Source organism: Xanthomonas graminis pv. graminis (assembly GCF_030168915.1).
GTDB classification, from domain to species: Bacteria; Pseudomonadota; Gammaproteobacteria; order Xanthomonadales; family Xanthomonadaceae; genus Xanthomonas_A; species Xanthomonas_A translucens.
In genome coordinates this window covers 4,365,090-4,389,417 of the sequence record NZ_CP076255.1, presented here as the reverse complement: position 1 = coordinate 4,389,417, position 24,328 = coordinate 4,365,090, and the positions used below count along the sequence as shown (strand labels likewise).

Sequence of the window (24,328 nt, the reverse complement as noted above, 5' to 3'; positions counted from 1 at the left end):
GTGCGCTCAGCTGCGGCTGGCGCTTGCGGCCGGGGTGCCGGTCAGCTGCTGCTCGGCATCCACGCGCGGCGCCAGCGGCGCCGGGCAGTGGCCGTCGTGGCGCTGTGCCGGCAGTTCGGCGAACCAGTCCTCCACGGTCGGCGCCAGCAGGTCCAGCCGCATCGGCAGGCTCAGGTGGTTCTCGCCGGGCATCTCCAGGTAGTGCGCGCGCGGCGCGTCCAGCGCCAGCAGGCGGCCGTGCGCGACCGGGATGTGCTGGTCGGCGCTGCCGTGCAGCAGCAGCAGGCAGGCCGGCGCGGTGCGCGCGGCGGCGGTCACGTCGACCTGGTCCAGGTTCAGCGCCAGGCGCTGGTTGGCGTTGGCGATGACCGCATCCAGGTTCTGCCCGCCGTAGCGCCAGCGCGCCAGGTCCATCGCCGCGCTGGCCACCATGCCCTGCGGACGGCTGGCGAGCATGTGCGGGATCATGTCGCGGATGCCGCGGCCGGCGTTGGCGAAGGATTCCATCGCGACCACGCCATCGACCTCGCCACCCAGCTTCTGCGCGGTGAACAGCGCGGTGGCGGCGCCGTAGGACACGCCGAACAGGTACAGCGGACCCTGCACCTCGCCGCGCGCGCGCAGCGCGCGGATCACCGCGACCACGTCGTCGGACTCGCGGGTGCCGTAGCCGGCCGGGCCGCCGCCGGAGCGGCCGTGGTTGCGCAGGTCGATGCTGATGCTGCGGTAGCCGGCCTGGGCCAGGTCCAGCGACCACGGCAGCAGCGAATCGCCGTCCATCATCCAGCCGTGCAGCAGGATCACCGTGCCGCGCGGGGCGGCGTGGCTTCCGGGCTGCGGCGCGGCCACGTCCATCGCGAAATCGGCGCGCTCGTGGCCGCTGGCGTCGCGGCCGGCGTGCTCGTAGCGGTAGCGCATGCGGTAATCGCCTGGATCGATCGCACGCCAGAAGATGGGGATGCCGGCTGGGGTGAGCACGTGCCCGCTGCGGTTGGGCAGCGTCGCCAGCAGGCCCTGGATGCGTTCCTCGTCCATCAGCGGCGACACGCCGCCCGGCGCGACCAGGCGGTCGCTGAGCGAGGTGGCAGAGCGCGCAACCAGACAGCCGACGGCCAGGCACAGGCTGGTGCAGAGGACGAGCAGCAGGCGGAGGCGCGACGGCATGGCGATAGGCGGTGGGTGAACGGCCGCGCAGGCTAGCGCCTTCGTCGGCGCGGCTCTACCGCAATTGGATGACAAAACGATGACGCGGTGCGGGTGCGCCGCGCGGAGGCGCGGTCGCCGGCCCGGTTTTCCTTGCGGCGCCTTGCGCTGCGGTGCATGCGCGGCGCCCGTGTGCGCCGCGCCGGGCCGATCTGGCGCTCGATTGGTGCTGCGTGGCGCAGCCTGGCGTTCAGGTAAGCGCAGCGCTCGCGGCTTGCGCTCCGCCGGGTGGGACCGGCAGGGCGGTACTTGCGCAAGCCAGCGGCTCTGCCCGACCTCGCGGTCGCCGAGCCGGCCGGGCAGGGATGGCGCCTGCCCGGGCACCGAGCCCAGCCGCTATAGCGCGCGCAGGGCGGTGGTGATCGGCAGCCGCGCCGCGCGCAGCGCCGGGAACAGCCCGCCGACCAGGCCGATGCCCAGCGCCCACTTCAGCCCGCTCCACAGCAGCGCCGGCGAGACCTTGAACTGGAACACCACCTGGCTGAAGTTGCTGCCCAGCGTGGACACGCTGTAGCCGTTGAACACGGTCCAGGCGATCAGACCGCCGAGCAGTCCGCCGAGCAGCGCCAGCAGCATCGTCTCCAGCATCACCGCGGTCACCACCGGCGTGCCGCGGAAGCCGAGCGCGCGCATCGTGGCGATCTCGCGGGCGCGGGTGGCCACCGCCGCGTACATGGTGTTGAGCGCGCCGAACACCGCGCCGACCGCCATGATCGCGCCGATCACGGTGCCGAGGATGCTGATCAGCTTGCTGAGGTTGCCGCCCTGCTTGGCGTAGTAGGCACGGGTGGTCTGCACGTCGAGCTTGAGCCGCGGGTCGGCGGCCATCGCCGCCTTGAACTGGGCATAGCCGTCCTTGCCGGCGGTGCGCACGCTGATCGACTGGTAGGCGCTGCGGTTGTAGGTGGAGGCCAGGGTCTGCCCATCGGCCCACAGCTCCGAGTCGTGCGCGTCGCCGGAGGCGAACACGCCGACCACGGTCCACCGCTCGCGGCCCAGGCTCAGGGTCTTGCCTACGTCCAGCCCGCGGAACTGCGCCTTGGCGTCCTGGCCGACCACCACCTCGCGCAGGCCGGCACCGAAGCGGCGCCCTTCGACGATCCTGAGCTTGTCGTGCACCGCCCAGCCGGCGTCGCCGATGCCGCGGAACTGCACGTTGGTGTCGGTGCCGTCGGCCTTGTTCTGCAGGTTGATCACCTGCGACAGCTCCGCCGAGACCAGCGGCTTGCCGTCGGCGCCCTTGGCCACGCCGGCCAGGCTGGCGATCAGCGGCACCTGGTCGCGGGTGATCACCGAGTTGATCTCGGCGCCGGAACCGCCACGCAGCACGATCGCGGTGCTGTCGTCGCCGGTGCTGTTGAGCGTGGCCTGGAAGCCTTCGCCCATCGCCAACATCGCCACCAGCACGCCGACCACGCCGGCGATGCCGACCACGATCACCGACGAGGCGCCCCAGCGCTGCGGCAGGCTGGCCACGCCGATGCGGGTGGCGGCCAGCGCCAGGCGGCCGCCGCGGGTCAGCAGCAGCCACAGCGCCACGCCCGCGACCAGCGCCAGCACGCCGTACCAGGGCAAGGCGATCCACAGCGCCAGCCCGATGCCGAGCAGCAGCAGCGAGAGCAGATTTCCCAACCAGAGTTTGAGTTTCATCAGGACGTCTTCCGAAAATGCGATAGGGAGCGATGCGGCGGCAGGCTCAGCGCCCGGCCAGCGCGTCCACGATCTTCAGGCGCTGCGCGCGCAATGCCGGCAGCAGCCCGACCACGATGCCGATGGCGACCATCAGCGCCAGCGCCACCCCCCAGGTCTGCGCCGGCACGCCGCGCATCGGTATCATGTTGCCGCTGGCCGCGGCCACGCCGGGGATGATCAGCGCCGCCAGGCCCATGCCGATCAAGCCGCCGAGCACGATCAGCAGCACCGACTCCACCATCACCAGGGTCAGCACGGTGCTGTCGCGGAAGCCGATCGTCTTCAGCACCGCCAGTTCCGGGATGCGCTCGCGCACTGCCTGGGCCATGGTGTTGCCGGTGAGCAGCAGCAGGGTGAAGAACACCGCGGCCATGATCGCGGTGACGATCAGGCCGACGTCGGCGAACTGTTTGGCGAAGGCCTGCGAGAACGTGGACTCGGTCTGGCTCTTGGTCTCATGGTCGGAGTTGAGCGACAGCGCATCGATCGCCTGCGCCACCCGCGAGGCCTGCTCGGCGCTGCCCAGCTGCACGGTGTACCAGCTGACCTGGTTCTTGATGTAGTCGTTGGACTCGTCGAAGTACTTCCAGTTCATCATCAACTGGTTCTCGGCCTGCGCGTTCCTGGCGTCCTTGACCTTGAAGATGGTGGTCAGGGTCAGCGGCCAGTCGTTGCTGCCGCCGCGCGGGAAGATGGTGGCCTGCAACGGAATGGTGTCGCCGATCTTCCAGCCATGCTTCTTGGCCAACGCTGCGCCCACGGCCGCGGCGGTGCGGGTTTCGCGGAACGCCTTGAGCTGCGCCGGCGGCACGTCGTATTCGCTGTACACGTCGAAGAAATTCGGCGCCACCGAGAAGTTGGGGAAGAAGTTCTTCCGGTCGCGGTAGATGCCGCCGAACCACATGGCATAGGTGACCTTCTTCACGCCCGGCACCGATTCGATCTGCGACTGCAGACTGACCGGCAGCGACTGGGCGATCGACAGCCGCGAGGCCACGATGAGGCGATTGGCACCCTCGACGCTGCCGCCGGAGTTGAACACCACGCGCACCGAGTCGAGCATGCCGAACAGCAGGAACGCGGCGACCACCGACAGTAGGGTCAGCAGGCTGCGGGTCTTGCTGCGGAACAGCTGCGCCCAGATCAACGAAAAATATTTCATGTTCGATCCTCCAGGGGACGGGATGCCGGGGCGCGGATGTCGCGCGGCGGCAGCGGCCGGTTCAATGCGCCACGAGCGGCGCGTCGGCCAGCTCGCCCTTGTCCAGGTGCACGGTGTGGCTGGCGTACTCGGCGGCCTTGGGGTCGTGGGTGACCATGATGATGGTCTTGCCGTGTTCGCGGTTGAGTTGCTGCAGCAACTGCAATATCTCCTCGGCGGCGGCGCGGTCCAGGTCGCCGGTGGGTTCGTCGCAGATCAGGAAGGTGGGGTCGGAGACGATGGCGCGGGCGATCGCCACGCGCTGCTGCTGGCCGCCGGACAGTTCGTTGGGACGGTGGCTGCGGCGGTCGGCCAGGTTGACCAGGGTCAGCGCGATCTCGGCGTTGCGCTTGCGCTGGGCGGCGTTGAGGTTGGTCAGCAGCAGCGGCAGTTCCACGTTCTTCTGTGCGGTGAGCATGGGCATGAGGTTGTAGAACTGGAACACGAAGCCGACGTGCTGGCTGCGCCAGGTGGACAGTTGCCCGCCGCTCATGCGGTCGATGCGTTCGCCTTCGATCTCGATCTCGCCGCCGCTGGGGGTATCCAGGCCGCCGATCAGGTTGAGCAGGGTGGTCTTGCCGGAGCCGGAGGGCCCCATCAGGGCGACGAAGTCGCCGCGTGCGATGTCCAGGTCGATGCCGTGCAGGACTTGTACGTTCTCGGGTCCGCGCTGGTAGGTTTTGGTGACGTTGCGCAGTTTGACGAGGGTGGACATGGTGGTGTTCCTGGCAGTGGACGGGTCGTGGATGTGCCGATTGCGGTGAGGCGGTTCGCGAATGCTTGTGTCGCTTGCAGTTGCAGTGCTGTTGCTGTTGCAGTGCTGTTGCTGTTGCTGTTGCTGTTGCTGTGCTTCTGCTCTTTAGTTTTTGCTCTGCCGGGTCCCTTACGCAGCGGCGAATAGGGCGGGAAAAACCCCGAAGGGGCGGCGCACAGGGATGTGCGCCGTTCGCGGCAGGTGCAGGGCTCGCCGGAAAAAGGCGAAGCACTGCTTCGCCCCGGCGGGCGGGCTGGCGCCGCGAGGCGACTGCCCCGGACTTGGCCGCGTAGCGGACAAGCCCCTTCCGCGAATCCCGTCCTATTCACGGACCCGGAGCGCGTAGCGCGGAGGGCGCGGAGTAGGGTGTGTTTCTTTTGGTTACTTTTCTTTGCACAAGCAAAGAAAAGTAACTCGCCGTAGGCGAAAGCTCTTGCTGTTCAGTGGTGGAGCCCTTGTAGGAGCGGCTTCAGCCGCGACACTTTCCTGACAGAACCAGTCGCGGCTGAAGCCGCTCCTACAAAAGCAAACGCTCAAGCAAAAAAGCAACAGCGGAGCAACAGCAAAGCAGTAACAACAGCAGAGCAACAGCTACAGCAATATCAAGAGCTGTGTGGCGGTTGGAGCGTGTGCAGCCAATGGCAGGCTTGATCCAGCACGAACAAAACCAAGCGATGCGGTGAAACGACTGTTGGAGCGGCACTCGCTACAGCAAGAACTGGACGGAAACAACGTGAACTCCCGCGTCTTTAGGGCAATGGAGCAAGGCGGTGACGACACGGACGGCATGCAGTGGTTCGCGCCAACGCGCGGTAACTCACATGCGGCCGCCGTTACTGCTCGGTCGCTTCCGCCAGTTTCACCTTGACCCCGTCGCGCAACGTCTCCGGCGGGTCCAGCACCACCGTGTCGCCCGCCGCCAGGCCCGATAGCACCTGGCGGTCGTCGCCCAGGGCGATGCCGGTCTTCAGCGTGCGCTGCTCGACGGTGTTGTCTTCCTTCAAGGCGAACGCCACGTCCTGCCCACCGCGCTTGACGATCGCCGCGCCCGGCGCGCGCACGCCCTGCGGCTTGTCTTGCGCCTGCGCCTGCGGCGCTTCCAGGAAGCTCACGCGAACGCCCATTTCCGGCACGATCCGCGGGTCCTTCTGCTTCAGCGCCACGCGTACCTTCACCGTGGCCTTGCCGCGGTCGGCCGAGGGGATGATCGCGATCACTTCGGCCGGGATCTTCCACTCCGGGTAGGCGTTGAGCACGGCTTCCACCGGCATGCCCGGCTTGACGCGTCCGATGAAGGCCTCGCCCACCTCGACCTCGATCTCCAGCGAGTCCATGTCCACCACCGTGCCGATGCCGGTGCGGGTGAAACCGCCGCCGGCCGACAGCGGCGACACGATCTCGCCCGGCTGCGCCGCCTTGGCGGTGACCACGCCAGCGAACGGCGCGCGCACGATGGTGTTGTCCACGTTGAGGTCGGAGATCGACAGCTGGTCGCCGGCCACCACCACGTTGCGCTGCGCGCTCTGCAGCTGCGCGCGCAAGGCGTCGCGCTGCGATAGCGCCTGGTCGTACTGCGAGCGCGACACCAGCTGCTGCGCGACCAGCGTCTGCAGCCGCTGCGCATCGGCCTCGGCCTGGCGCAGCTGCGCCTGCATGTTGGTCACCTGGCTGCGTGCCGCGTCCAGCTGCGAGGCCGACAGCTGCCGCTGCGCGCCGGCGTCGATCGGGTCCAGCGTCGCCATCACCTGGTTCTGCTCCACGCGCATGCCTTCCTCGATCAGCACTTCGCGCACCTTGCCGGTGATCTTCGCCGATACCGTGGCCATGCGCCGTGCCACCACGTAGCCGCTGGCGTCCAGCACCGAGGCGCTGCTGCTGCCGGCGGCGATCGCCGCCACCGGCGCGGTGGTCACTTCGATGGCCTTGCCGCGGCCGAACAGGACCCAGCCGCCGCCGCCCAGCGCGAGCAGCAGCACCAGCACCACGGCGATCCACAGCCCGCGCCGCGACGGCGGTTCGCTCGGCGGCGCCTTGCGGTCGATACGGAGTTCTTTGAGCAGTTCGGCGGAGGTACTCATCTTGTCCCTGGATGAATCGGTAAGCGCAGTGTGGATCGGCGAGGCGCGCGCTTCTCAGTTGTCGGAAGTCACTATTCTGCGTTGTGCTGCGGCAGCTGCGGCGCCATTCCCCATGGCGTGGAGCGCAGCATGCGGCAATCGCGCGGCCATCGCCAGTGACAGCTGTCACTGGCTGCGGCTGACGGGCCGCACTGGGATGCGCCGACGGCGCGGCGCAGCATGGCACCTCCCGCCACAACCGGTCCATGCCGATGCCCGCTCCCGACACTCTTCCGCTGGCGCAGCTGCGCGGCGTGCACAAGCGTTACGGCGCGGTGGTCGCGCTGGATGGCGTGGACCTGCAACTGCAGCGCGGCCAGTTGCTGGCGCTGCTCGGTGCCAATGGCGCCGGCAAGAGCACGGCGGTGGCGCTCATGCTGGGGCTGCAGGTGGCCGACGCCGGCAGCGCGCAGCTGTGCGGACAGGACCCGCGTGCGCTCGGCGCGCGGCGCCAGGCCGGGGTGATGCTGCAGTCCGCCGGCCTGCCGGACACGCTGCGCGTGGGCGAATTGCTCGATCAGGTGCGCGGCTACTACCGGCGGCCGCGCAGCGTCGCCGATTGCGTGGCGCTGGCCGGACTCGATGGCCTGCTGGCGCGCCGCTACGGCGGCTTGTCCGGCGGCCAGCAGCGGCGTGTGCAGTTCGCGATGGCGATCTGCGGGCGGCCGCAAGTGCTGTTCCTTGACGAACCCAGCACCGGTCTGGACATCGAGGCGCGGCAGGGCGTGTGGCGCGCGATCCAGGAACTGGTCGCGGACGGCTGCGCGGTGCTGCTGACCACGCATTATCTGGAGGAAGCCGAGGCGCTGGCCGACCGGGTCGCGGTGCTGCAACGCGGCACGCTGATCGCCGAGGGCAGCGTGGCGCAGCTGCGCGCGCGCTTCGAGCAGCGCACGATCCGCTGCCGCAGCGTGCTGGCTGCGGCGCAGGTGGCGAGCTGGCCGCAGGTGCGGCGCGCGGACAGGCGCGACGGCGTGCTGGAGATCGTCGCCGAACCGGCCGAGCCGGTGGTGGCGCAATTGCTCGCCGCCGATCCGCGGCTGGACGAACTGGAAGTCAGGCGCGCCGGTCTCGCCGACGCATTCCTCGCCATCACCCGTGCGGAGGCCGCATGAACACCCTGGACCCGCGTCGCCTCGATCCCGCCGCCACGCTCGCGCACGACCACGCCGCGCTGCTCCTGCGCGACCATGCCGCGCTGCTCCTGCGCGAAATCCGCTACGAACTGCTGCGCTGGCTGCGCACCCCGTCCTTCGCGCTGCCGACCCTGCTGTTCCCGCCGATGTTCTACCTGCTGTTCGGCGTGGTGCTCAACCGCGGCAACCCGGCCGCCGCGGTGTACCTGATGGCCAGCTACGGCGTGTTCGGGGTGATGGCGCCGGCACTGTTCGGCTTCGGCGTGGGCCTGGCGCTGGACCGCGAGCGTGGCCTGCTCACGCTCAAGCGCGCGTTGCCGGTGCCGCCGGGGGCGATGCTGCTGGCGCGCACCGTGCTGGCGATGCTGTTCGCCCTGGCGATCGGCGTGCTGCTGCAACTGCTCGGCAGCGTGTTGGGCGGGGTGCATCTGGCGCTGCCGCAGCGCGGCTTGCTGCTGCTGGTCGATGTGCTGGGTACGCTGCCGTTCTGTGCGATCGGCTTGTACGTCGGCGCGCGCGTCGGTGGAAGCGGCGCGCCGGCGCTGGTCAATTTGATCTACCTGTCGATGGCGTTCCTGTCGGGCCTGTGGATCCCGCTGCAGATGCTGCCGTCGCTGCTGACCACACTGGCGCCGCTGTGGCCGTCCTATCACCTGGGCCAACTCGCGTTGCGCGTGGTGGGCCAGGGCAACGGCAGCAGCAGCGCCGGCCATGTCGCCGCGCTGCTGGCGGTGAGCGTCGTGTTCTTTGCACTGGCGCATCGGCGCCTGCGCCGCGGCTGATGGGCGGCCTGTGCCGCGCCGGCGCGGCGACGCCGGCATCGCCCATTCCATCCAGGCTGCCGGTATCGCTGCGCGGCAGCGGCGCGTGCTCGCTATGCTATGCAACGCGGCTGTGCCACCGCGCCTGGAGTCTGCCGTGATCGCCTTGCTGCATGCCTCGCCCGACTCGCTGATCGCCCGCCGCCTGGGCTCGACCTCGGCCCCGCGCAGCGCGCACTGGTTCGTGTGGCTGTCGCTGATCTGGTCGATCTGGCTGTTCGTGACCCCGTTGTACGAGCCGCGCTACTTCAGCCAGTGGTTTTGGCCGACGATGGCCAGCTATGCGGTGTTCCTGGCGCTGTACGCCTGCGCCTACTACCGCCACCGCCGCTATCTGCGCTGGTGCGTGGCCGGCATGGCCGCGCTGGCGTTCGCGCTGCTGCCGTACAACCCCGGCGCGCAGTGCTACATCATCTATGCCTGCGCGTTCCTGGCGTTCTGCTTCCCGCCGCTGCGCGCGGTGGCGGGAATGCTGCTGTTGCTCGGCGCCTTCGCGCTGGCCTGGTGGGGGCGCGGCTGGTCGCCGCTGTACCTGATCAGCGCGGTGCTGGTGGGCCTGGCGGTGGGGCTGATGAACATCAGCTTCGAACGCCGCGCGCGCGCCGATGCGCAGCTGCGCCTGAGCCACGAAGAAGTGCGGCGGCTGGCCGGGGTCGCCGAGCGCGAGCGTATCGGCCGCGACCTGCACGACCTGCTCGGCCACACCCTGTCGCTGGTGGCCCTGAAGTCGGACCTGGCGGCGCGCCTGCTCGCGCGCGATCCGGCCGCGGCGCGGCAAGAGATGGAGGACGTCAGCCAGGTCGTGCGCGAGGCGCTGGGACAGGTGCGACGCGCGGTCAGCGGCATCCGCGCCGCGCAGCTGGCCGCGGAGATGGCCTCGGCCAAGCTGCTGCTGGAGTCCTCCGGGGTCACCTTCCGCTACCAGGTCGACGCGTTGCCGCAGTGCGCGCAGCTGGAGACCGTGTTCGCCATGGTGCTGCGCGAGGCCGCCACCAATATCCAGCGCCATGCCGAAGCCAGCCATGCGCAGCTGCGGCTGTGGTGCGAGCACGGCCAGGCCTGGCTGGAGATCGGCGACGATGGCCGCGGCAGCGCGATGCAGCCCGGCACCGGACTGGCCAGCATGCGCGAACGGCTGGAGGCGGTGGGCGGTGCGTTGCGGATCGAGTCCGAACGCGGCCAGGGCACGCGCCTGCTGGCGCCGGCGCCGTTGCCGCGTGTGCCGCAGCCAGTGCCGGCGCCCGAGACCGCGCCGGAACCGCGTGGCTGCCAGGATGCCGCACTGCGCTGAGCGCCGCTGCGGCCACGGCCCTACAATGCGCCGAAAAGGACCGGGGGGAGCCGTGATTCGACTAGTGCTGGCGGAAGACCAGGCGATGGTGCGCGGCGCGCTGAGCGCGCTGCTGGGCCTGGAAGCGGATATCGCCGTGGTCGCCAGCGCCGCCGACGGCGAGGCCGCGTGGCGCGCGCTGCAGGCGCACACGCCGGACCTGCTGGTCACCGACATCGAGATGCCCGGCCTCAGCGGCCTGGAACTGGCGCAGCGGCTGCAGCGCCAGCAATTGCCGATCCGCGTGGTCATCGTCACCACCTTCGCCCGTCCCGGCTTCCTGCGCCGCGCGCTGGACGCTGGCGTCGGCGGTTATCTGTTGAAGGACGCGCCACCCGAGCGCCTGGTCGATGCGATCCGCCAGGTGCACCGCGGCGGCCGCGCGATCGATCCGGAGCTGGCGCTGGAGGCCTGGTCCGAAGCCGATCCGCTCAACGACCGCGAGCGCCAGGTGCTGCGCCTGGCCGGCGAGGGCGCCTCGGCCGGCGACATCGCTGTGCAACTCGGGCTGTCGCACGGCACGGTGCGCAATTATCTGTCCGAAGCGATCGGCAAGCTCGGCGTCGGCAACCGCATCGAGGCGGCGCGGCTGGCGCGGCAGAAGGGCTGGCTGTAGCGCTGCCGAAAACGCGAATGCCGGTGGACGCTTGCCACCGGTATTCGGTTGAAGCCAGGCCCATCCCGCGTATCGCGCCGGACGGGAGGGCGGATCAGAACGACCAGATGAGACTCAGCGCGCCGCTGCGCGGTTCGCCCCAGGCCCCCGCGCTGCGGCGGCGGCGGCGCCGCCGCCCGCGTGCTGCGTCTGCGCGTGCCGCCCGCTCTTGTAGGAGCAACTGTCTTCTCATCCGATAACCTCACGCCATGGTGTGCGATCTCGTGCCATGGCGTTGAGTCGGATAAGCAGCACGCGCATGCATGCGGTGATGGCGACCTTGGCGGGCTTGCCGCGTGCCCGTAACTGTTGATAACGCTCCTTGAAGGAGGCTTGAGTGCGCACAACGCTCCAACAGGCCATGTACAGCACTCGTCGGATCGTGGCACGCCCGCCGCGGATGCGGCGTTTGCCGCAGTGCTGCCCGCTGTCCACGTTGTAGGGAGCCAGGCCGACCAGGGCCGCGATCTGGCGACGATCCAGCGTCCCCAGTTCGGGCAGATAGGCCATCAGGCTGGCGGTGGTGACCTCGCCGATGCCCGGGACCGTGCCCAGGGCGTGCGCCAGCGCATCGTCGAGCTGGCACCGCACCTGCTTGATCGCCTGGTTCATCCGCTGGATACGGCGGCGCACGTCGCCGATCTGCTCGATCAGGCACGCGCGCACCATGGCCAGGGTCGCCTGATGCAAGCGACGGCGCTCGTCGTCACGTTGCTGGACCAGTTGCTCGCGGCGCTGGACCAGCATGCGCAGTTGCTCACGCAAGGGATCGGGAGCCGGCGCGGGCGCTTGCACCAGGTGAGCCATGCGCGCCAGCAAGGCCGCATCCAGCGGATCGGTCTTGGCGGTTGTGCCCAAGGCCGTGGCGAAAGCGCGTGCCCGGCGCGGATTGATCCGGGTCACCGGGATCCCTGCCGTGGCCAGTGCCGTCATCACCGCCCGTTCGTAGCCGCCGGTGGCCTCCAGCAGCGCGTTGCCGACGCAGTGCCCGGCAAGGTGGTCGCACAGGCGCTGGTGGCCCTGGGCGGTATTGGGAAAGGACAGCAACTGGTCCAGGGGAAGCACGTGGACGGCCAAGGTGTCCTTGGCCACATCGATACCGATCCAAAGAGGCATAAGCGTTAGGTAGACTGGGGGACAGGAGAGAGCCACCTCGTCGCTGCCCACGCTTGTGAAGTTCGAGCGAACGCTCGTTCAACTGTTCGGGCTAGGCAACGAGGTCGATGTGCGGCCGCCCTGGCTCCTACACGTGCTTGAACACTACGGCCTGTCGGCGTGCCGCACATCGCTCTCCACTCAAACTGTAGAGCAATCTCCAGACACAAGCGGCTTCAGCCGCGACAGGAACCGAACTTCGCCAGGCAATCCGCCGGGGCCGAAGCCCGTCCTGCAGCTGCACGCGACCCGCATGCCGCCCGCCTTTTTGTGGGAGCGACTTCAGTCGCGACGGGCGTTACCGACCCTGCCCATCGCGACCGATGCCCCAAGTCCACCTAACCTCGTTCCGGTTGCCTGCACACAGCACAGAACACCCCCTTCAGCGCTGTTCTCGCGGCGTTGCCTGATCCACCACCACCGGCGCCGCACCACCCCGCGCCATGCTCGAAAACACCCCGTCGCGGCGCACCCAGGCATGGAACAGCGCCGCGCACAGATGCGCCAGCACCGTGGCGAACAGCGCATACGCCAGCCAGCCATGCGCGCTGCGCAGCCAGGCGTACAGCGCCGGGCTGTGCGGCGCGATCGGCGGCAACTGCGCGCCCGGCCACAACACGATCGGATAACCGCCGGCCGACAGCATCGACCAGCCCAGCAACGGCATCGCCAGCATCAACGCATACAGCAGCCAGTGCGAGGCCAGCGCCGCCGTCTTCTGCCACCACGGCAGGTCCGCCGGCAGCGGCGGCGGCCGCTGCCGCAGGCGGTTGCCCAGGCGCACGATCGCCAGCAGCAAGATGGCGATGCCCAACGGGCGGTGCAGATCGAGCAGCCACGGCCGCTGTGACACCGAGGCGACCATGCCCACGCCGACGAACAGCATGCTCAGGATCATCGCCGCCATCAGCCAGTGCAGCAGGCGCGCGGTCAGGTTGAAATGCCCGGAGGCGTTGGCGCGGCTCATTGCGCACCCCCATGCGCCTGGCCGGTCGCCTCTGGTGCCTGGCCGCGGCCGATCTCGCGCTCGCGGCGGTTGAACGACTGCGCATACACCGCCGAGCGCGCGGCCAGGATCGGATCGTCGGAGCCGGCGATGCCGCGCGGCAGGATCAGCGGGTCGTAGTTGAGGTCGCGGCACGGGCCGGTGGCCTGCGGCTCGGCGTGGTCGAGCACCAGGGTGCCGGCGACTACCTGTTTCCTGTCCTGCGGCCAGGGCTGCGAGGAATCGTTCACCGGGTCGCCGGGGGCGGCCACGGTCAGCACCAGGTCCCAGCGCAGCGGGCCGTGCGCCAGCCGCGCCTGCAGATCCTCACCGAGGAAGTCGGCATCGGCCTGCGCGCGCTGCGCCGCCGACAGTTCCTTGAACGCGGTCTGCGGCCGCATCGACCAGCGCACGAAGCGGCTGCTGCCGTCGGCGGCGATGAAGCGGAAGCTGTTGACCCCGTTGTACTGGGTGTTGGCCCAGCTGTCCGACCATGGCGCGGTCTTGGCCCACTCCTGGAATTTCTTCGCCTCCGGATAGCGTTGCGCGAACGCGGCCAGCTTCGCCGGGTCCGGCTTGCCGGTGGCCGGGTCTGGCTGCGCGGCCAGGGTCTGCGCCATGAAGCCCTCCGGCGTGGCCACCACGAAGAACGGAAAGCTGTTCATCGCCGTGCGCCACTGTTGGCCGTCGTCGCTGCGTAGCAGCAGCGCCATGCTGCGCACCCGCGCCGTGGCGTCGGCGCCGTGTGGATCGCCGCCGCCGATCGACATGCGCCCCAGCACCGGCACCGCGGCCTGGGTGAACACCCGGGCCGAGGACAGCGCGCTTGCCTTGCCGTTGCCTTCGAAATGGCCGCTCACGCACATGCCCTTGCTGTGCGCGCGGCGGAAGCCCGGGTGCGGCGGGCCGCCGGCCTCGATGGCATCGGTCATGCGCTGCGCGGTCAGCCGCTGCGGCCCGCCCAGCCAGCCCGCGCTCCAGGCGAAGGCGGCGGCGAGCAGGGCGCCGATCGCGGCGATGGCCGCCAGCGGCAGCCAGGGCCGCGGGCGCGGCGGTGGGGTGGGCGGCGTGGGATCGGGATGGGACATGGGGCGACTCCTGTGGCGGCGGCGATGGGGAGTGGGACATCCGGCGCCGCGTTCCATTCCCGACGCAGGCGCTTGTTGGAGACATGCGTGGAACTGCTTCGCTGCCGGCCGCGGTTCCTTGGCGGCCGGCAGGCTGCACAATCGCGTGGGTGTCGCCGCACAAACGGGCGGCTTGCCCAGGCCAGGGAATCATCCGCCTTGCCGTGCGTCCTATCTGTGATTGCCGCTTCCCCGAGCGCTGCCGCACGCGCCTGCCCACTCGACGACTCCTCCCTGCGTATGCTGATGCCCCGGCTGCAGCGCTTCGCCCAGTTGCTGAGCGGCCCGGACCTGCAGGCGCAGGGCTTCGCGCTGCGCGGGCAGGGCTGAGCCAGCAGAAAGGCGTCGGGACTGAAGTCCCTCCCACAGTGCACCCGGCGAGCTGGCCGCAAGTTGTCGTCCCTGTAGGAGCGGCTTCAGCCGCGACCGCGCTTTACTGATGGTGTCTGTCGCGGCTGAAGCCGCCTACAGGGCACAGTGCGAGCAAGTGGCAAGCTCCTTGTGGGAGCGACTTCAGTCGCGACGAGCGAAGCGGTGAAGGTGCCGCGACCGGGCAGTGTCGGGACTGAAGTCCCTCCGACAGTGCGCCCGGCGAGCTGGCCGCAAGTTGTTGTCCCTGTAGGAGCAACTTCAGCCGCGACCGCGCTTTGCTGATGGTGTCTGTCGCGGCTGAAGCCGCTCCTACAGTGCACACTGCGAGCAAGTGGTAGCTCCTTGTGGGAGCGCTTCAGTCGCGACGAGCGAAGCGGTGAAGGTACCGCGACCGCGCAGCGTCGGGACTGAAGTCCCTCCGACAGTGCACCCGGCGGGCGTCCCGCAAGTCCCTGTAGGAGCGGCTTCAGCCGCGACGAACGAAGTCAGGAAGCCTGGCGGTTTCGGTTGTCTGTCCGGGCTGAAGCCCCTGCTACAGGGAGCTTATGCCTTCCGCCACCCTCAGCCGCACCGCCTCCGCTACGCCACCCCGGCAAACCCTAGCCCGCGTAGCGCGCCTTCAGCATCGCGTAGGCCGAGCGCAGCGCCAGGGCCTCGCCGCCGGCGGGGCGGCCGGGGCGGTCGCTGTCGTTCCAGGCGTACACGTCCAGGTGCGCCCAGGCCTGCCGCGCCGGCACGAAGCGCTCCAAATACAGCGCCGCGGTCACCGCGCCGGCCATGCGCGAGCCGGCATTGGCCAGGTCGGCGATCGGGCTGGTCAGGTAGCGCAGGTACGGGCGCCACAGCGGCATGCGCCAGACCGGATCGCGGCTGCGTTCGCCGGCGTCGAGCCAGGCCTGCGCCAGCGCGTCGTCGTTCGCAAACAGCGCCGGCAGATCCGGCCCCAGCGCGACCCGCGCCGCGCCGGTCAGCGTGGCGAAATCCAGGATCGTGTCCGGCGCCTGCTCGCTGGCGTAGGCCAGCGCGTCGCACAGTACCAGCCGGCCTTCGGCGTCGGTGTTGTCGATCTCCACGCTGATGCCCTGACGGGTGGCGATGACGTCGCCGGGGCGGAACGCGTGCGGGCCGACCGCGTTCTCCACCGCCGCCAGCAGCACGGTCAGCCGCAGCGGCAGCCGCTGCGCCATCACCAGCCCGGCCAGCGCCAGCGCATGCGCCGCGCCGCCCATGTCCTTCTTCATGTGGCGCATGCCGTCGGCCGGCTTCAGGTCCAGGCCGCCGGTGTCGAAGCACACGCCCTTGCCGACCAGCGCCACGTGCGGGTGCGTGTCCTCTCCCCAGCGCAGCACGATCAGCCGCGGCGCGCGGTGCGAGGCGCGGCCGACCGCGTGGATCGCCGGGAAATTGCGACTCAGCAACTCCTCGCCGACGATGCTTTCGCACTGCGCGCCGTGCGCCTCGGCGATCGCGCGCGCAGCGGCTTCCAGCTGTTCCGGCCCCATGTCCTCGGCCGGCGTGTTGACCCAGTCGCGCACGCGCAGGCAAGCCTGCAGCTGGTCGCGCACTTCCGCGCTCGGCGTGGCCAGCAGCTGCGCCGGCAAGCGCGTGGGCTGCTTGTAGCGGGCAAAGCGGTAGCTGCCCAGGCCCCAGCCCAGGTGCAGGGCGGCCTGCTCCTGCTCGCTCAGCGCGCTGGCCAGTTGCCAACTGCTGCCGGCCGGCAGCGCCAGCGGTGCGTGCGCGTAGGCATAGGCATCGCCGCGGTCGCCGACGCCCAGCACCGCCGCGGCCACGCCGTCCGCGCCGGGCAGCAACAACGCCGTGCCGGGGGCGGCCACGAACTGTTGCGCATCCAGCCACGCCACCCAGGCAGGTGCCTGTGCGGCGCGCCATTCGGCCAGGCGTTCGCGGTCCAGCACATGCAGCGGCAGCGCGCGGGGGGCGGCATCGGTGAAGCCGGAAGGCAGGGACATCAGCGGGTCCTTGTGAGTCGGGCGCGGCCAGCGCGACGCGCGGCCAGGGCGAAGAGGCGGCAGCGGGAAGCGCTCATGCGCGCGCGCCGATGGCCGGCTGGGTGGCGTCCAGCCAGTCGGCCAGGCCGGTGAGGGTGGCGAAGTGCAGATCCGGCGGGGTGGGCGGATGCCAGGCCTGCGCGTCGCGGTTGATCCAGCAGCCGCGCAGCCCGGCCTGCATCGCGCCGACCACGTCCATCTCGATATGGTCGCCGACGTGCAGCACCTGCGCGCAGGGCAGGCCCAGGCGCGCGCAGGCGGCGTGGAAGATGCCCGGGTCCGGCTTGGCCGCGCCGTGTTCGCCCGCGCTGAGCTGGAACGCGAAATGCGAGGCCAGGCCGATCGTGGCCAGGTCGGCGTTGCCGTTGCTCAGCGCCACCACCGGCACCCGCGCGGCGATCCGCTGCAATGCCGGGATGCTGTCCGGATAGCACTCCACCTGGTTGCGCGCGGCGTAGAACACCGCGAACGCCGGCTCCACCAGCGCCTCGTCGGCGCCGCTGTCGCGCAGCGCGCGGCGCAGGGTCAGGCGCCGCATCTCGCTCATGTCGTGGACCAGGTGCGGATGCGCGGCGAACACCTCATCGCGCAGCTGCCGCATCGCCGCGATCGGAAAGCGCTCGGCGGTGCGCGGACTATGCTGCAGCAGCCAGTCGTGCAGCACCTGTTCGATGCGCGCGCCGATCGGCGCGAACGGCCACAGCGTGTCGTCCAGGTCCAGCGTGATCGCGCGAACGGGGAAGGAAGGCAAGGAAGTCACCTGGCGGATTTTACGCCAACCGGCGGCCGCGACTGCCGTGCAGCGTAGACACCCGTGCAGGCACCAGCGCCGCGCTCACCGCTTTTCCGAGTCCCCAGTCCCGAGTCCCGGCCTCATTCCAGCAACCTGGCCCAGCGCTGCATGCCTTCCACCCGCGCCAGCACCATCTTGATGCACACCAGCAGCGGCACCGCCAGCAGCAGCCCGATCATGCCCCACAGCCAGCCGAACAGCATCAGCGCCAGGATCAGCATCAGCGGCGAGATCGCCATGCGCCGGCCGAGCACGATCGGCGTCACCACCTGGCCTTCGAGCATGTGCAGCGCCAGGTACAGGATCGCCGGCAGCGCCGCACTCAGCGGATCGCGGAACTCGACGAAGCCCATCAGCAGCATCAGGATCGCGCCGATCAGCGGCCCCACGTACGGGGCGAAGTTCAGCAGCGCCACCACCGTGCCCCACAGCAGCGCTTCCTGCAGCGGAATCTTCAGCAGCACCAGGATGCCGGCCAAGATCAGCCCGACCAGGGTGTTGATGACGCTGATGGTCAGCACGTAGCGCGACACCTCGCGCTCGATCGAACGCAGGATGTCGGTGGTGAATTTCTGCTGCTGGCGATTGGGCAGCAGCGCGATCGCATGCCGCTGCAGGTTCTCGCCGAAGACCATGAAGAAGAACGTCAGCAACACCACCGCCAGCGCCGAGGCGGCCAGCCGCGGGGTGCGCACCAGCGCCTTGTACGGGTCGTCCAGCTGGGTGCGGATCACCTGCACGCGGCGGCCGTTGTCGCCGCCGGCGGCGCGCGCGAAATTCTCTGCCGCCTGATTGGCCTGCTGCATCGGCTTGGTCAGGTCGCGCACCTGGGTGGCGATGTGGCGCATCTGCCCGGGCGCCTGCTGCACCCATTCGGCGGCCGGCCCGGCCAGCTGCATGGCCAGCGTGGTCGCCACCGCCATGCCCGACAGCAGCACCAGCAGCGCGCCGAGGAAGCGCGGCACGTACAGTTGCCGCAGCCCGCGCAGGATCGGATTGCCGACCAGGGCGAAGAACGCGGCCAGCAGGATCGGCAGGATCACCTCCTGCGCCGCCCACAAGGTGTAGCCCACCGCCAGCGTCGCCAGCACCACCAGCGACATCGGCCCGCGCGGGCGCGGCGCCGGCGGTGGCGGCAGCGCGTCTTCGGGCGGTGGTGCCACGTCGCCGGCGTCGGCCACGGATTCGGAGAGAATGCTCATCGGACCTGCGTTGCGTACGGTGGCCCCGGCGCGGGTCCTGCGGACACGCACCGCTCGGCACAAAAAAGGGGAAGCGGAGTGTAGGCCGATCCTGGCCTGCGCGGTATGAAAGCCGCGTGGCGACCGCCGCGGGTCGCTACGCGGCGCTCAGCGTTCGGAGACGTCGGTGGCCGCTTCGGCCGCGCGCGGCGGCGCCTGCGGCGATACGGCGAACGGCGCATCGACCGGCGCGGTGGCCACGACGGGCGCAACGGGCGGCCGCGGTACGCCTGCGGCCGCGGGCGTTTCGACCGCCTCGGCCGCATCCTGCGCGGTATCCGCCGCGCGCTCGGTCTGGTCGGAGGCTTCCTTGACCTGGGTCGCGGTCAGCAGGCTGGAGACCGCGCTCAGCATCTGCAGCCAGCGCGCGCCGCCGATCTTGCCGATCGCCGCCGCCGGTTCCGCGCGTCCGGCCAGGAAGCCGGCGCCCAATCCCACCGCGACGATGCGCAGCGGCGTCCAGCCTTCGCGCCAGACCCGTTGCAGCGTGGTCCATTGCGTCTGCATCTGCTGCTGGCGGCCTTCCAGCACCGTTTCGGCGCGGGCGATGCGGTGCTGCAATTGACGGAGTTTCATCGGCCGGTCTCGGCTGCCGCGGCAGCGTGGCCGTCGGCGTTGTCATCGTCCTCGCCGCCGATCCCCAGCTTCGCCAACTGGCGGCGGGTGGCGTCGAGCTTGCTCATCTCGAAATGGCGCAGCGCCTGCCAGGCGCCCAGGGCGGTGACCACCAGGCTGAACGCAGCGGTCGCCGAGATCGACGCCAGCCACGACCAGCCCAGCCGCTGCAGCACCGCGATCAACGCGCCCATCAGCAGCATCCACGCCGAAGCGCCGAATGCCACCGAGACGGTCAACCACACCAGCGCGCGGGCCATCGCCGCGCGCGCCAGCGCCAGGTCCGCCACCAGCAGCTTGCGCAGCGCGCGGCCGGCTTCCAGCGTGGCGCTCAGGCCCTCGCGGCCGGCCGTGCCGAATTCGCGGAACGAGGTTTCCAGCGACGGCCGCTCGGCCGCCGCCGGGTCGGGCGCTGCGGCGCCGTCGCGGACCTGCTCGTCGCTCACGTGGCTTACTTGTCGCTGCTGCGCGCCAGCTTGGCGATGATCCAGCCGGTGGCGAAGGCCACGCCGAACGAGGCCAGCGGGCGCTCGCGGATCAGCTCGGCGGCGCTGTCGATCAGGTCGCGGCCCTTGTCCAGCAGCACATCGACCTGCTCCTTCGCCGCGGCACCGCCGAACTCGGCAGCGGCCAGGCCGGACAGCGCGCTGTCGGACAGCTCGGCCTTGACGTTGGCCTTGCCCAGCTTCAGCTCGTCGCCCGCCGCGCCGGCGGCGCCCTTGATCGCTTCGCCGGCGTAGCTGGCGGCCGACTTCAGGTGCGAACTGGCTTCGCTGAGGTTGTCCTTGAGGTTTTCGGTATTGGTGGGGCTGGCATTCATCGCGTATCTCCTGACGGTGGTGGGGGCATACCTGCGCGCGGCAGGCGGTTCGCGGATCGCGATCGAGACAAATAGCATCGACGCGGTGTAGAGCTTGTTACGTTGGCGCTGCGCGTGCGCCTGCTGGCCGAGCGGCATTCATTTGCTTCCTGTAGGAGCGGCTTCAGCCGCGACAGAACGACGCCGCAAGCCTGACCGGCCGCGCCATCCATCGGTGCCGCGCCACCCCACCTCACTGCATCAACAGATCCGCCTGCGCCCCGCCCCGCACCACGCGCAGCACCAACTGCGCCGGCTTGCGCGCGAAGTTGGCGCGGAAGCTGGCCAGATCGGCGAACTCGCCGGTGGAGGCGGCCATCACGATGTCGCCGTTGGCCAGGCCGTTGCGCGCCGCGCGGCTGCCGCGCGCCACGCTGCCGACCAGCACCCCATTGATGCCGGACTGGCGCAGCGATTCGGGCAGGTCGGTGAAGCTGGCCCCGCCCAGCCGCGGGTCCAGCGATTCGCCGCTCACCGCGCGCGGCTGCTCCTTCAGCGTGGCCTTGATCTGCAGCGGCTTGCCGTCGCGGCGCACGTCCAGCGTCACCGTGCTGCCCACCGGCTGCAGGCCTTCGTAGTTGTGTAGCGCCTCGGCGCTGTCCAGGCGCTCGCCGTTGGCGCCGACCACCACGTCGCCGGGCTGCAGCCCCGCGCCGGCCGCCGCCGAACCGGTCAGCACCCGCGTCACCAGCGCGCCGCGCGGCGCGTCCAGGCCCAGGCCCTGCGCCATCTGCGCGGTCAGGTTCTGGGTCTCGACGCCAAAGGTGCCGCGGATCATCACCCCGTTGTTCTTCAGCAACTGCTCGACCACCGCCCGCGCCAGGTTCGACGGGATCGCCAGGCCCAGGCCGATGTTGCCGGCCATGCTGCCCTGCGGGTTGAAGCTGGCGGTGTTGATGCCGACCAGCTCGCCATGCAGGTCCACCAGCGCGCCGCCGGAATTGCCCGGGTTGATCGAGGCGTCGGTCTGGATGAAGTTCTGATAGCCCAGGCCGCGGATGCCGTTGCGGCCCATCGCCGAGACGATGCCCGAGGTCACCGTCTGGGTGAAGCCGAACGGGTTGCCGATCGCCACCACGAAATCGCCCACGCGCAGCTTGCTGCTGTCGCCCAGGCGGATCTCGGTGAGCTTGTCGGCCTTGATCCGGATCAGCGCCACGTCGGTGTCCGCGTCCGAGCCCATGAACTCGGCCTTGAAGCTGCGCCCGTCGGCCAGGGTCACCTGCACGTCGTCGGCGTTCTCCACCACGTGGTGGTTGGTCAGCACGTAGCCGTTCTTGGCGTCGATGATCACGCCCGAGCCCAGCGACTCGTTGATCCGTTCCTGCGGGATGTCCGGGAACAGGCGGCGGAAGAACGGGTCGTTGAAGTACGGATTGCGCACCCGCACCACCTGCTTGGTGTTGATGCTGACCACCGCCGGCATGGTCTGCTGCAGCATCGGCGCCAGCGACGGCAGCGGCTGGCCGGCCGCCGAGGCCGGCAAGGCGGCGCTGCCGGCCACGGTCTGCGCCACCGGCGCGGGCGCCGCCTCGGCGCGGTTGTCCAGGTGCGCGTTGATCGCGGTGGCGGCGAAACCGCCGAAGGCAGCGGCGGCGGTCAGGGTCAGCAGCGTGGGCAGCGGTCGCATGGGGTCGGGTTTCCGGATGACGCGGCGGGAGACGCAAGGCAGATGGGCGCCGGGGCGCATAAATCAAGATGAACGCGCGGCGTTTAACCGCCAGTGAAAGCCCGGCGCCGGGCAAACCGACGGCGGCGTACGGAGGCGCCGAACCGCTCGGTTTCGGCGTTGACAGCGGGCCCGCCCAGGGTTAGCGTGGGCACTTCGTTTTGCCACTACATGTAGCGGTAAGACGTCAAAGCAACCCAACTACTGGGGTTTTCACTGGGGTCCAGACCCCAGGGGGCGCACGCAGTGACGCATGGCGTGAACGTGAGACGGGCGATCGCACGCCTTATGCATTCCCATTCGGCCGAAGGGCGGTGCCGCGCGCGCTGCCGCGGCTGTCTTCGTCGCGCAGCGCAAACCGCATACACATAAGACACACGGCGGACGGCCACCCCATCCGCCCCATCGGGATAGGTTCGAGGAGAACAGAAAAGAATGAGCACGGTGCGCCTGGAAGTCGTCCAGACCGAGTCCAAGCAGAACCCCATCCCGATGCAGCCGGCGTCGCAGGATATCTGGGACAAGAAGTACCGCCTGAAGACCAAGCAGGGCGAGCCGCTGGATGCCGACATCGACGGCACCTACCAGCGCGTGGCGCGCGCGCTGGCCGATGCCGAGGCCACCGAGGAAAAGCGCGCCTACTGGTTCGAGCGCTTCGCCTGGGCGCTGCGCCGCGGCGCGATCCCGGCCGGGCGCATCACCTCCAACGCCGGCGCGCTGGAACACAAGCCGGCCACCAGCACCATCAACTGCACCGTGTCGGGCACCGTCACCGACTCGATGGACGGCATCCTGGAGAAAGTCCACGAAGCCGGCCTGACCCTCAAGGCCGGCTGCGGCATCGGCTACGAATTCAGCACGCTGCGCCCGCGCGGCGCATTCGTGGCCGGCGCCGGCGCCTACACCTCCGGGCCGATGTCGTTCATGGATATCTTCGACAAGATGTGCTTCACCGTGTCCTCGGCCGGCGGCCGCCGCGGCGCGCAGATGGGCACCTTCGACGTGGCGCACCCGGACGTGAAGGACTTCATCCGCGCCAAGCGCGAGGACGGGCGCCTGCGCCAGTTCAACCTGTCGCTGCTGATCACCGACGGCTTCATGCAGGCGGTGGAGACCGACGCCGACTGGCCGCTGGTGTTCCCGGTGAACCGCAAGGAAGAGGCCGACATCGACCTGACCAGCGCCACCGACGTGGTCTGGCGCGACTGGCCCACCCACAGCAACTACATCGTGCGCGACGACGGCCTGGTCGCATGCAAGGTGTACGGGCAGATCCGCGCCCGCCACCTGTGGGACATGATCATGGTCTCCACCTACGACTACGCCGAGCCGGGCTTCATCCTGATCGACCGCGTCAACGAGATGAACAACAACTGGTGGTGCGAGAACATCCGCGCTACGAATCCTTGTGGCGAGCAACCACTTCCTCCGTACGGCGCCTGCCTGCTCGGCTCGATCAACCTCACCCACTTCGTGCGCGACCCGTTCACCGCGCAGGCGCGCTTCGATTGGGAGGAATACAAGGAAGTGGTGCGCGTGTTCACCCGCATGCTCGACAACGTGGTCGAGGTCAACGGCCTGCCGCTGCAGCAGCAGCGCGACGAGATCCTGCGCAAGCGCCGCCACGGCATGGGCTTCCTCGGCCTGGGCTCGACCATGACCATGCTGCAGATGAAGTACGGCAGCGCCGCCTCCTGCGCATTCACCGAAGCCATCGCCCGCGAAATGGCCGTGGCCGGCTGGGAAACCGCGCTGACCCTGGCCAAGGAAAAAGGCCCGGCGCCGATCATGCAGGAGAGCTTCGCCGTCACCGCCGCAATGCTGCGCCAGCGCCCGGAAATGGCCAAGGACGGCTGGCGCGTGGGCCAGCAGATCGAAGGCAGGCGGCTGCACGCCAAGTACAGCCGCTACATGCAGCGCATCGCCGACGTGGCACCGGAACTGGTGGACGCACTGGCCGAAGTGGGCGCGCGTTTCACCCACCACAGCTCCATCGCCCCCACCGGCACCATCTCGCTGAGCCTGGCCAACAACGCCTCCAACGGCATCGAACCCAGCTTCGCCCACCACTACAGCCGCAACGTGATCCGCGAAGGCAAGAAGTCCAAGGAGAAGGTGGACGTGTTCTCCTTCGAACTGCTGGCCTACCGCCACCTGGTCAACGCCAAGGCGATGCCGTACGCCGAGGCCGCCGACGCGCAGCTGCCGGACTACTTCATCTCTGCCGACGACATCCACCCCAAGGAACACGTGGACGTGCAGGCCGCCGCGCAGAAGTGGGTGGACAGCTCCATCTCCAAGACCGCCAACGTCCCCACCGACTACCCCTACGAGCAGTTCAAGGACATCTACCGCTACGCGCACCAGCAGGGCTTGAAGGGCTGCACCACGTTCCGCTTCAACCCGGCCGCCTTCCAGGGCGTGCTGGTCAAGGAAGCGGACCTGGAGAACACCACCTACCGCTTCGAACTGGAAGACGGCAGCGTGGTGGAAGTGAAGGGCAACGAGCAGATCGAATACGACGGTGAAATGCACAGCGCCGCCAACCTGTTCGACGCGCTGAAAGAAGGGTATTACGGCAAGTTCTGAAGGCG

General features: G+C 69.6%; 20 protein-coding genes. 5 read left to right on the top strand and 15 right to left on the bottom strand.

Features of this window, described 5'->3' with window-relative positions:
* Nucleotides 1–6: 6 nt before the first annotated feature.
* The 5 genes from KHF85_RS19105 to KHF85_RS19085 form a co-directional block, all read right to left on the bottom strand.
* Nucleotides 7–1,164, bottom strand: coding sequence for an alpha/beta hydrolase family protein (locus tag KHF85_RS19105; protein ID WP_284567876.1), 1,158 nt, complete (start codon nt 1,162–1,164; stop codon nt 7–9).
* 375 nt (nt 1,165–1,539) lie between these two features.
* Nucleotides 1,540–2,853, bottom strand: a complete 1,314-nt coding sequence (locus KHF85_RS19100; protein WP_284567875.1) for an ABC transporter permease — start codon at nt 2,851–2,853, stop codon at nt 1,540–1,542.
* A 46-nt stretch (nt 2,854–2,899) separates the two neighbouring features.
* Nucleotides 2,900–4,057: an ABC transporter permease gene (locus tag KHF85_RS19095; protein WP_284567874.1), complete on the bottom strand. Its 1,158-nt coding sequence runs from the start codon at nt 4,055–4,057 to the stop codon at nt 2,900–2,902.
* 61 nt (nt 4,058–4,118) lie between these two features.
* The gene (locus tag KHF85_RS19090) at nt 4,119–4,811 is read right to left on the bottom strand and encodes an ABC transporter ATP-binding protein (protein WP_284567873.1); all 693 of its coding nucleotides are present in this window, start codon (nt 4,809–4,811) and stop codon (nt 4,119–4,121) included.
* A gap of 872 nt (nt 4,812–5,683) precedes the next feature.
* The gene (locus KHF85_RS19085) at nt 5,684–6,928 is read right to left on the bottom strand and encodes an efflux RND transporter periplasmic adaptor subunit (RefSeq protein WP_284567872.1); all 1,245 of its coding nucleotides are present in this window, start codon (nt 6,926–6,928) and stop codon (nt 5,684–5,686) included.
* A 251-nt stretch (nt 6,929–7,179) separates the two neighbouring features.
* Between KHF85_RS19085 and KHF85_RS19080 the strand changes: the two genes are divergently transcribed.
* From KHF85_RS19080 to KHF85_RS19065, 4 genes are all read left to right on the top strand, one after another.
* Nucleotides 7,180–8,082 (top strand): ABC transporter ATP-binding protein, encoded by a 903-nt coding sequence (locus KHF85_RS19080; RefSeq protein WP_284567871.1) that lies wholly within the window; start codon nt 7,180–7,182, stop codon nt 8,080–8,082.
* The gene (locus tag KHF85_RS19075) at nt 8,079–8,885 is read left to right on the top strand and encodes an ABC transporter permease (protein WP_284567870.1); all 807 of its coding nucleotides are present in this window, start codon (nt 8,079–8,081) and stop codon (nt 8,883–8,885) included. The genes KHF85_RS19080 and KHF85_RS19075 overlap by 4 nt, the downstream gene beginning before the upstream one ends.
* A gap of 136 nt (nt 8,886–9,021) precedes the next feature.
* Nucleotides 9,022–10,215 (top strand): sensor histidine kinase, encoded by a 1,194-nt coding sequence (locus KHF85_RS19070; protein WP_284567869.1) that lies wholly within the window; start codon nt 9,022–9,024, stop codon nt 10,213–10,215.
* Between the two features lie 52 nt (nt 10,216–10,267).
* On the top strand, nt 10,268–10,870 hold the full coding sequence (locus KHF85_RS19065) for a response regulator transcription factor (protein ID WP_053834672.1): 603 nt from the start codon (nt 10,268–10,270) through the stop codon (nt 10,868–10,870).
* 228 nt (nt 10,871–11,098) lie between these two features.
* Here the strand turns inward: KHF85_RS19065 and KHF85_RS19060 are convergent, their stop codons facing one another.
* From KHF85_RS19060 to KHF85_RS19015, 10 genes are all read right to left on the bottom strand, one after another.
* Nucleotides 11,099–12,025 (bottom strand): IS110 family RNA-guided transposase, encoded by a 927-nt coding sequence (locus tag KHF85_RS19060; protein WP_284566813.1) that lies wholly within the window; start codon nt 12,023–12,025, stop codon nt 11,099–11,101.
* 421 nt (nt 12,026–12,446) lie between these two features.
* A complete protein-coding gene (locus KHF85_RS19055; RefSeq protein ID WP_284567868.1) occupies nt 12,447–13,031 on the bottom strand; it encodes a cytochrome b in 585 nt (194 codons plus the stop codon).
* Nucleotides 13,028–14,137, bottom strand: coding sequence for a catalase family peroxidase (locus KHF85_RS19050; RefSeq protein WP_284567867.1), 1,110 nt, complete (start codon nt 14,135–14,137; stop codon nt 13,028–13,030). Before KHF85_RS19050 ends, KHF85_RS19055 begins: the two co-directional genes overlap by 4 nt.
* Nucleotides 14,138–15,147: 1,010 nt before the next feature.
* The gene (locus KHF85_RS19045; protein ID WP_284567866.1) at nt 15,148–16,518 is read right to left on the bottom strand and encodes a leucyl aminopeptidase family protein; all 1,371 of its coding nucleotides are present in this window, start codon (nt 16,516–16,518) and stop codon (nt 15,148–15,150) included.
* A gap of 73 nt (nt 16,519–16,591) precedes the next feature.
* A complete protein-coding gene (locus tag KHF85_RS19040) occupies nt 16,592–17,308 on the bottom strand; it encodes an HAD family hydrolase (protein ID WP_284567865.1) in 717 nt (238 codons plus the stop codon).
* Nucleotides 17,309–17,430: 122 nt separating this feature from the next.
* Nucleotides 17,431–18,552: an AI-2E family transporter gene (locus KHF85_RS19035; RefSeq protein WP_064538092.1), complete on the bottom strand. Its 1,122-nt coding sequence runs from the start codon at nt 18,550–18,552 to the stop codon at nt 17,431–17,433.
* Nucleotides 18,553–18,699: 147 nt separating this feature from the next.
* On the bottom strand, nt 18,700–19,167 hold the full coding sequence (locus KHF85_RS19030) for a hypothetical protein (protein WP_284567864.1): 468 nt from the start codon (nt 19,165–19,167) through the stop codon (nt 18,700–18,702).
* Entirely contained in the window at nt 19,164–19,652 is a 489-nt protein-coding gene (locus tag KHF85_RS19025) for a hypothetical protein (RefSeq protein WP_009610004.1), read from the bottom strand. The genes KHF85_RS19030 and KHF85_RS19025 overlap by 4 nt, the downstream gene beginning before the upstream one ends.
* Before the next feature lie 5 nt (nt 19,653–19,657).
* Entirely contained in the window at nt 19,658–20,026 is a 369-nt protein-coding gene (locus tag KHF85_RS19020) for a hypothetical protein (protein WP_003470737.1), read from the bottom strand.
* Between the two features lie 232 nt (nt 20,027–20,258).
* Nucleotides 20,259–21,695, bottom strand: coding sequence for a Do family serine endopeptidase (locus KHF85_RS19015; RefSeq protein WP_284567863.1), 1,437 nt, complete (start codon nt 21,693–21,695; stop codon nt 20,259–20,261).
* Between the two features lie 474 nt (nt 21,696–22,169).
* Here KHF85_RS19015 and KHF85_RS19010 point away from each other — a divergent pair, with 474 nt between their 5' ends.
* Nucleotides 22,170–24,323, top strand: a complete 2,154-nt coding sequence (locus KHF85_RS19010) for an adenosylcobalamin-dependent ribonucleoside-diphosphate reductase (RefSeq protein ID WP_284567862.1) — start codon at nt 22,170–22,172, stop codon at nt 24,321–24,323.
* Nucleotides 24,324–24,328 lie beyond the last annotated feature (5 nt).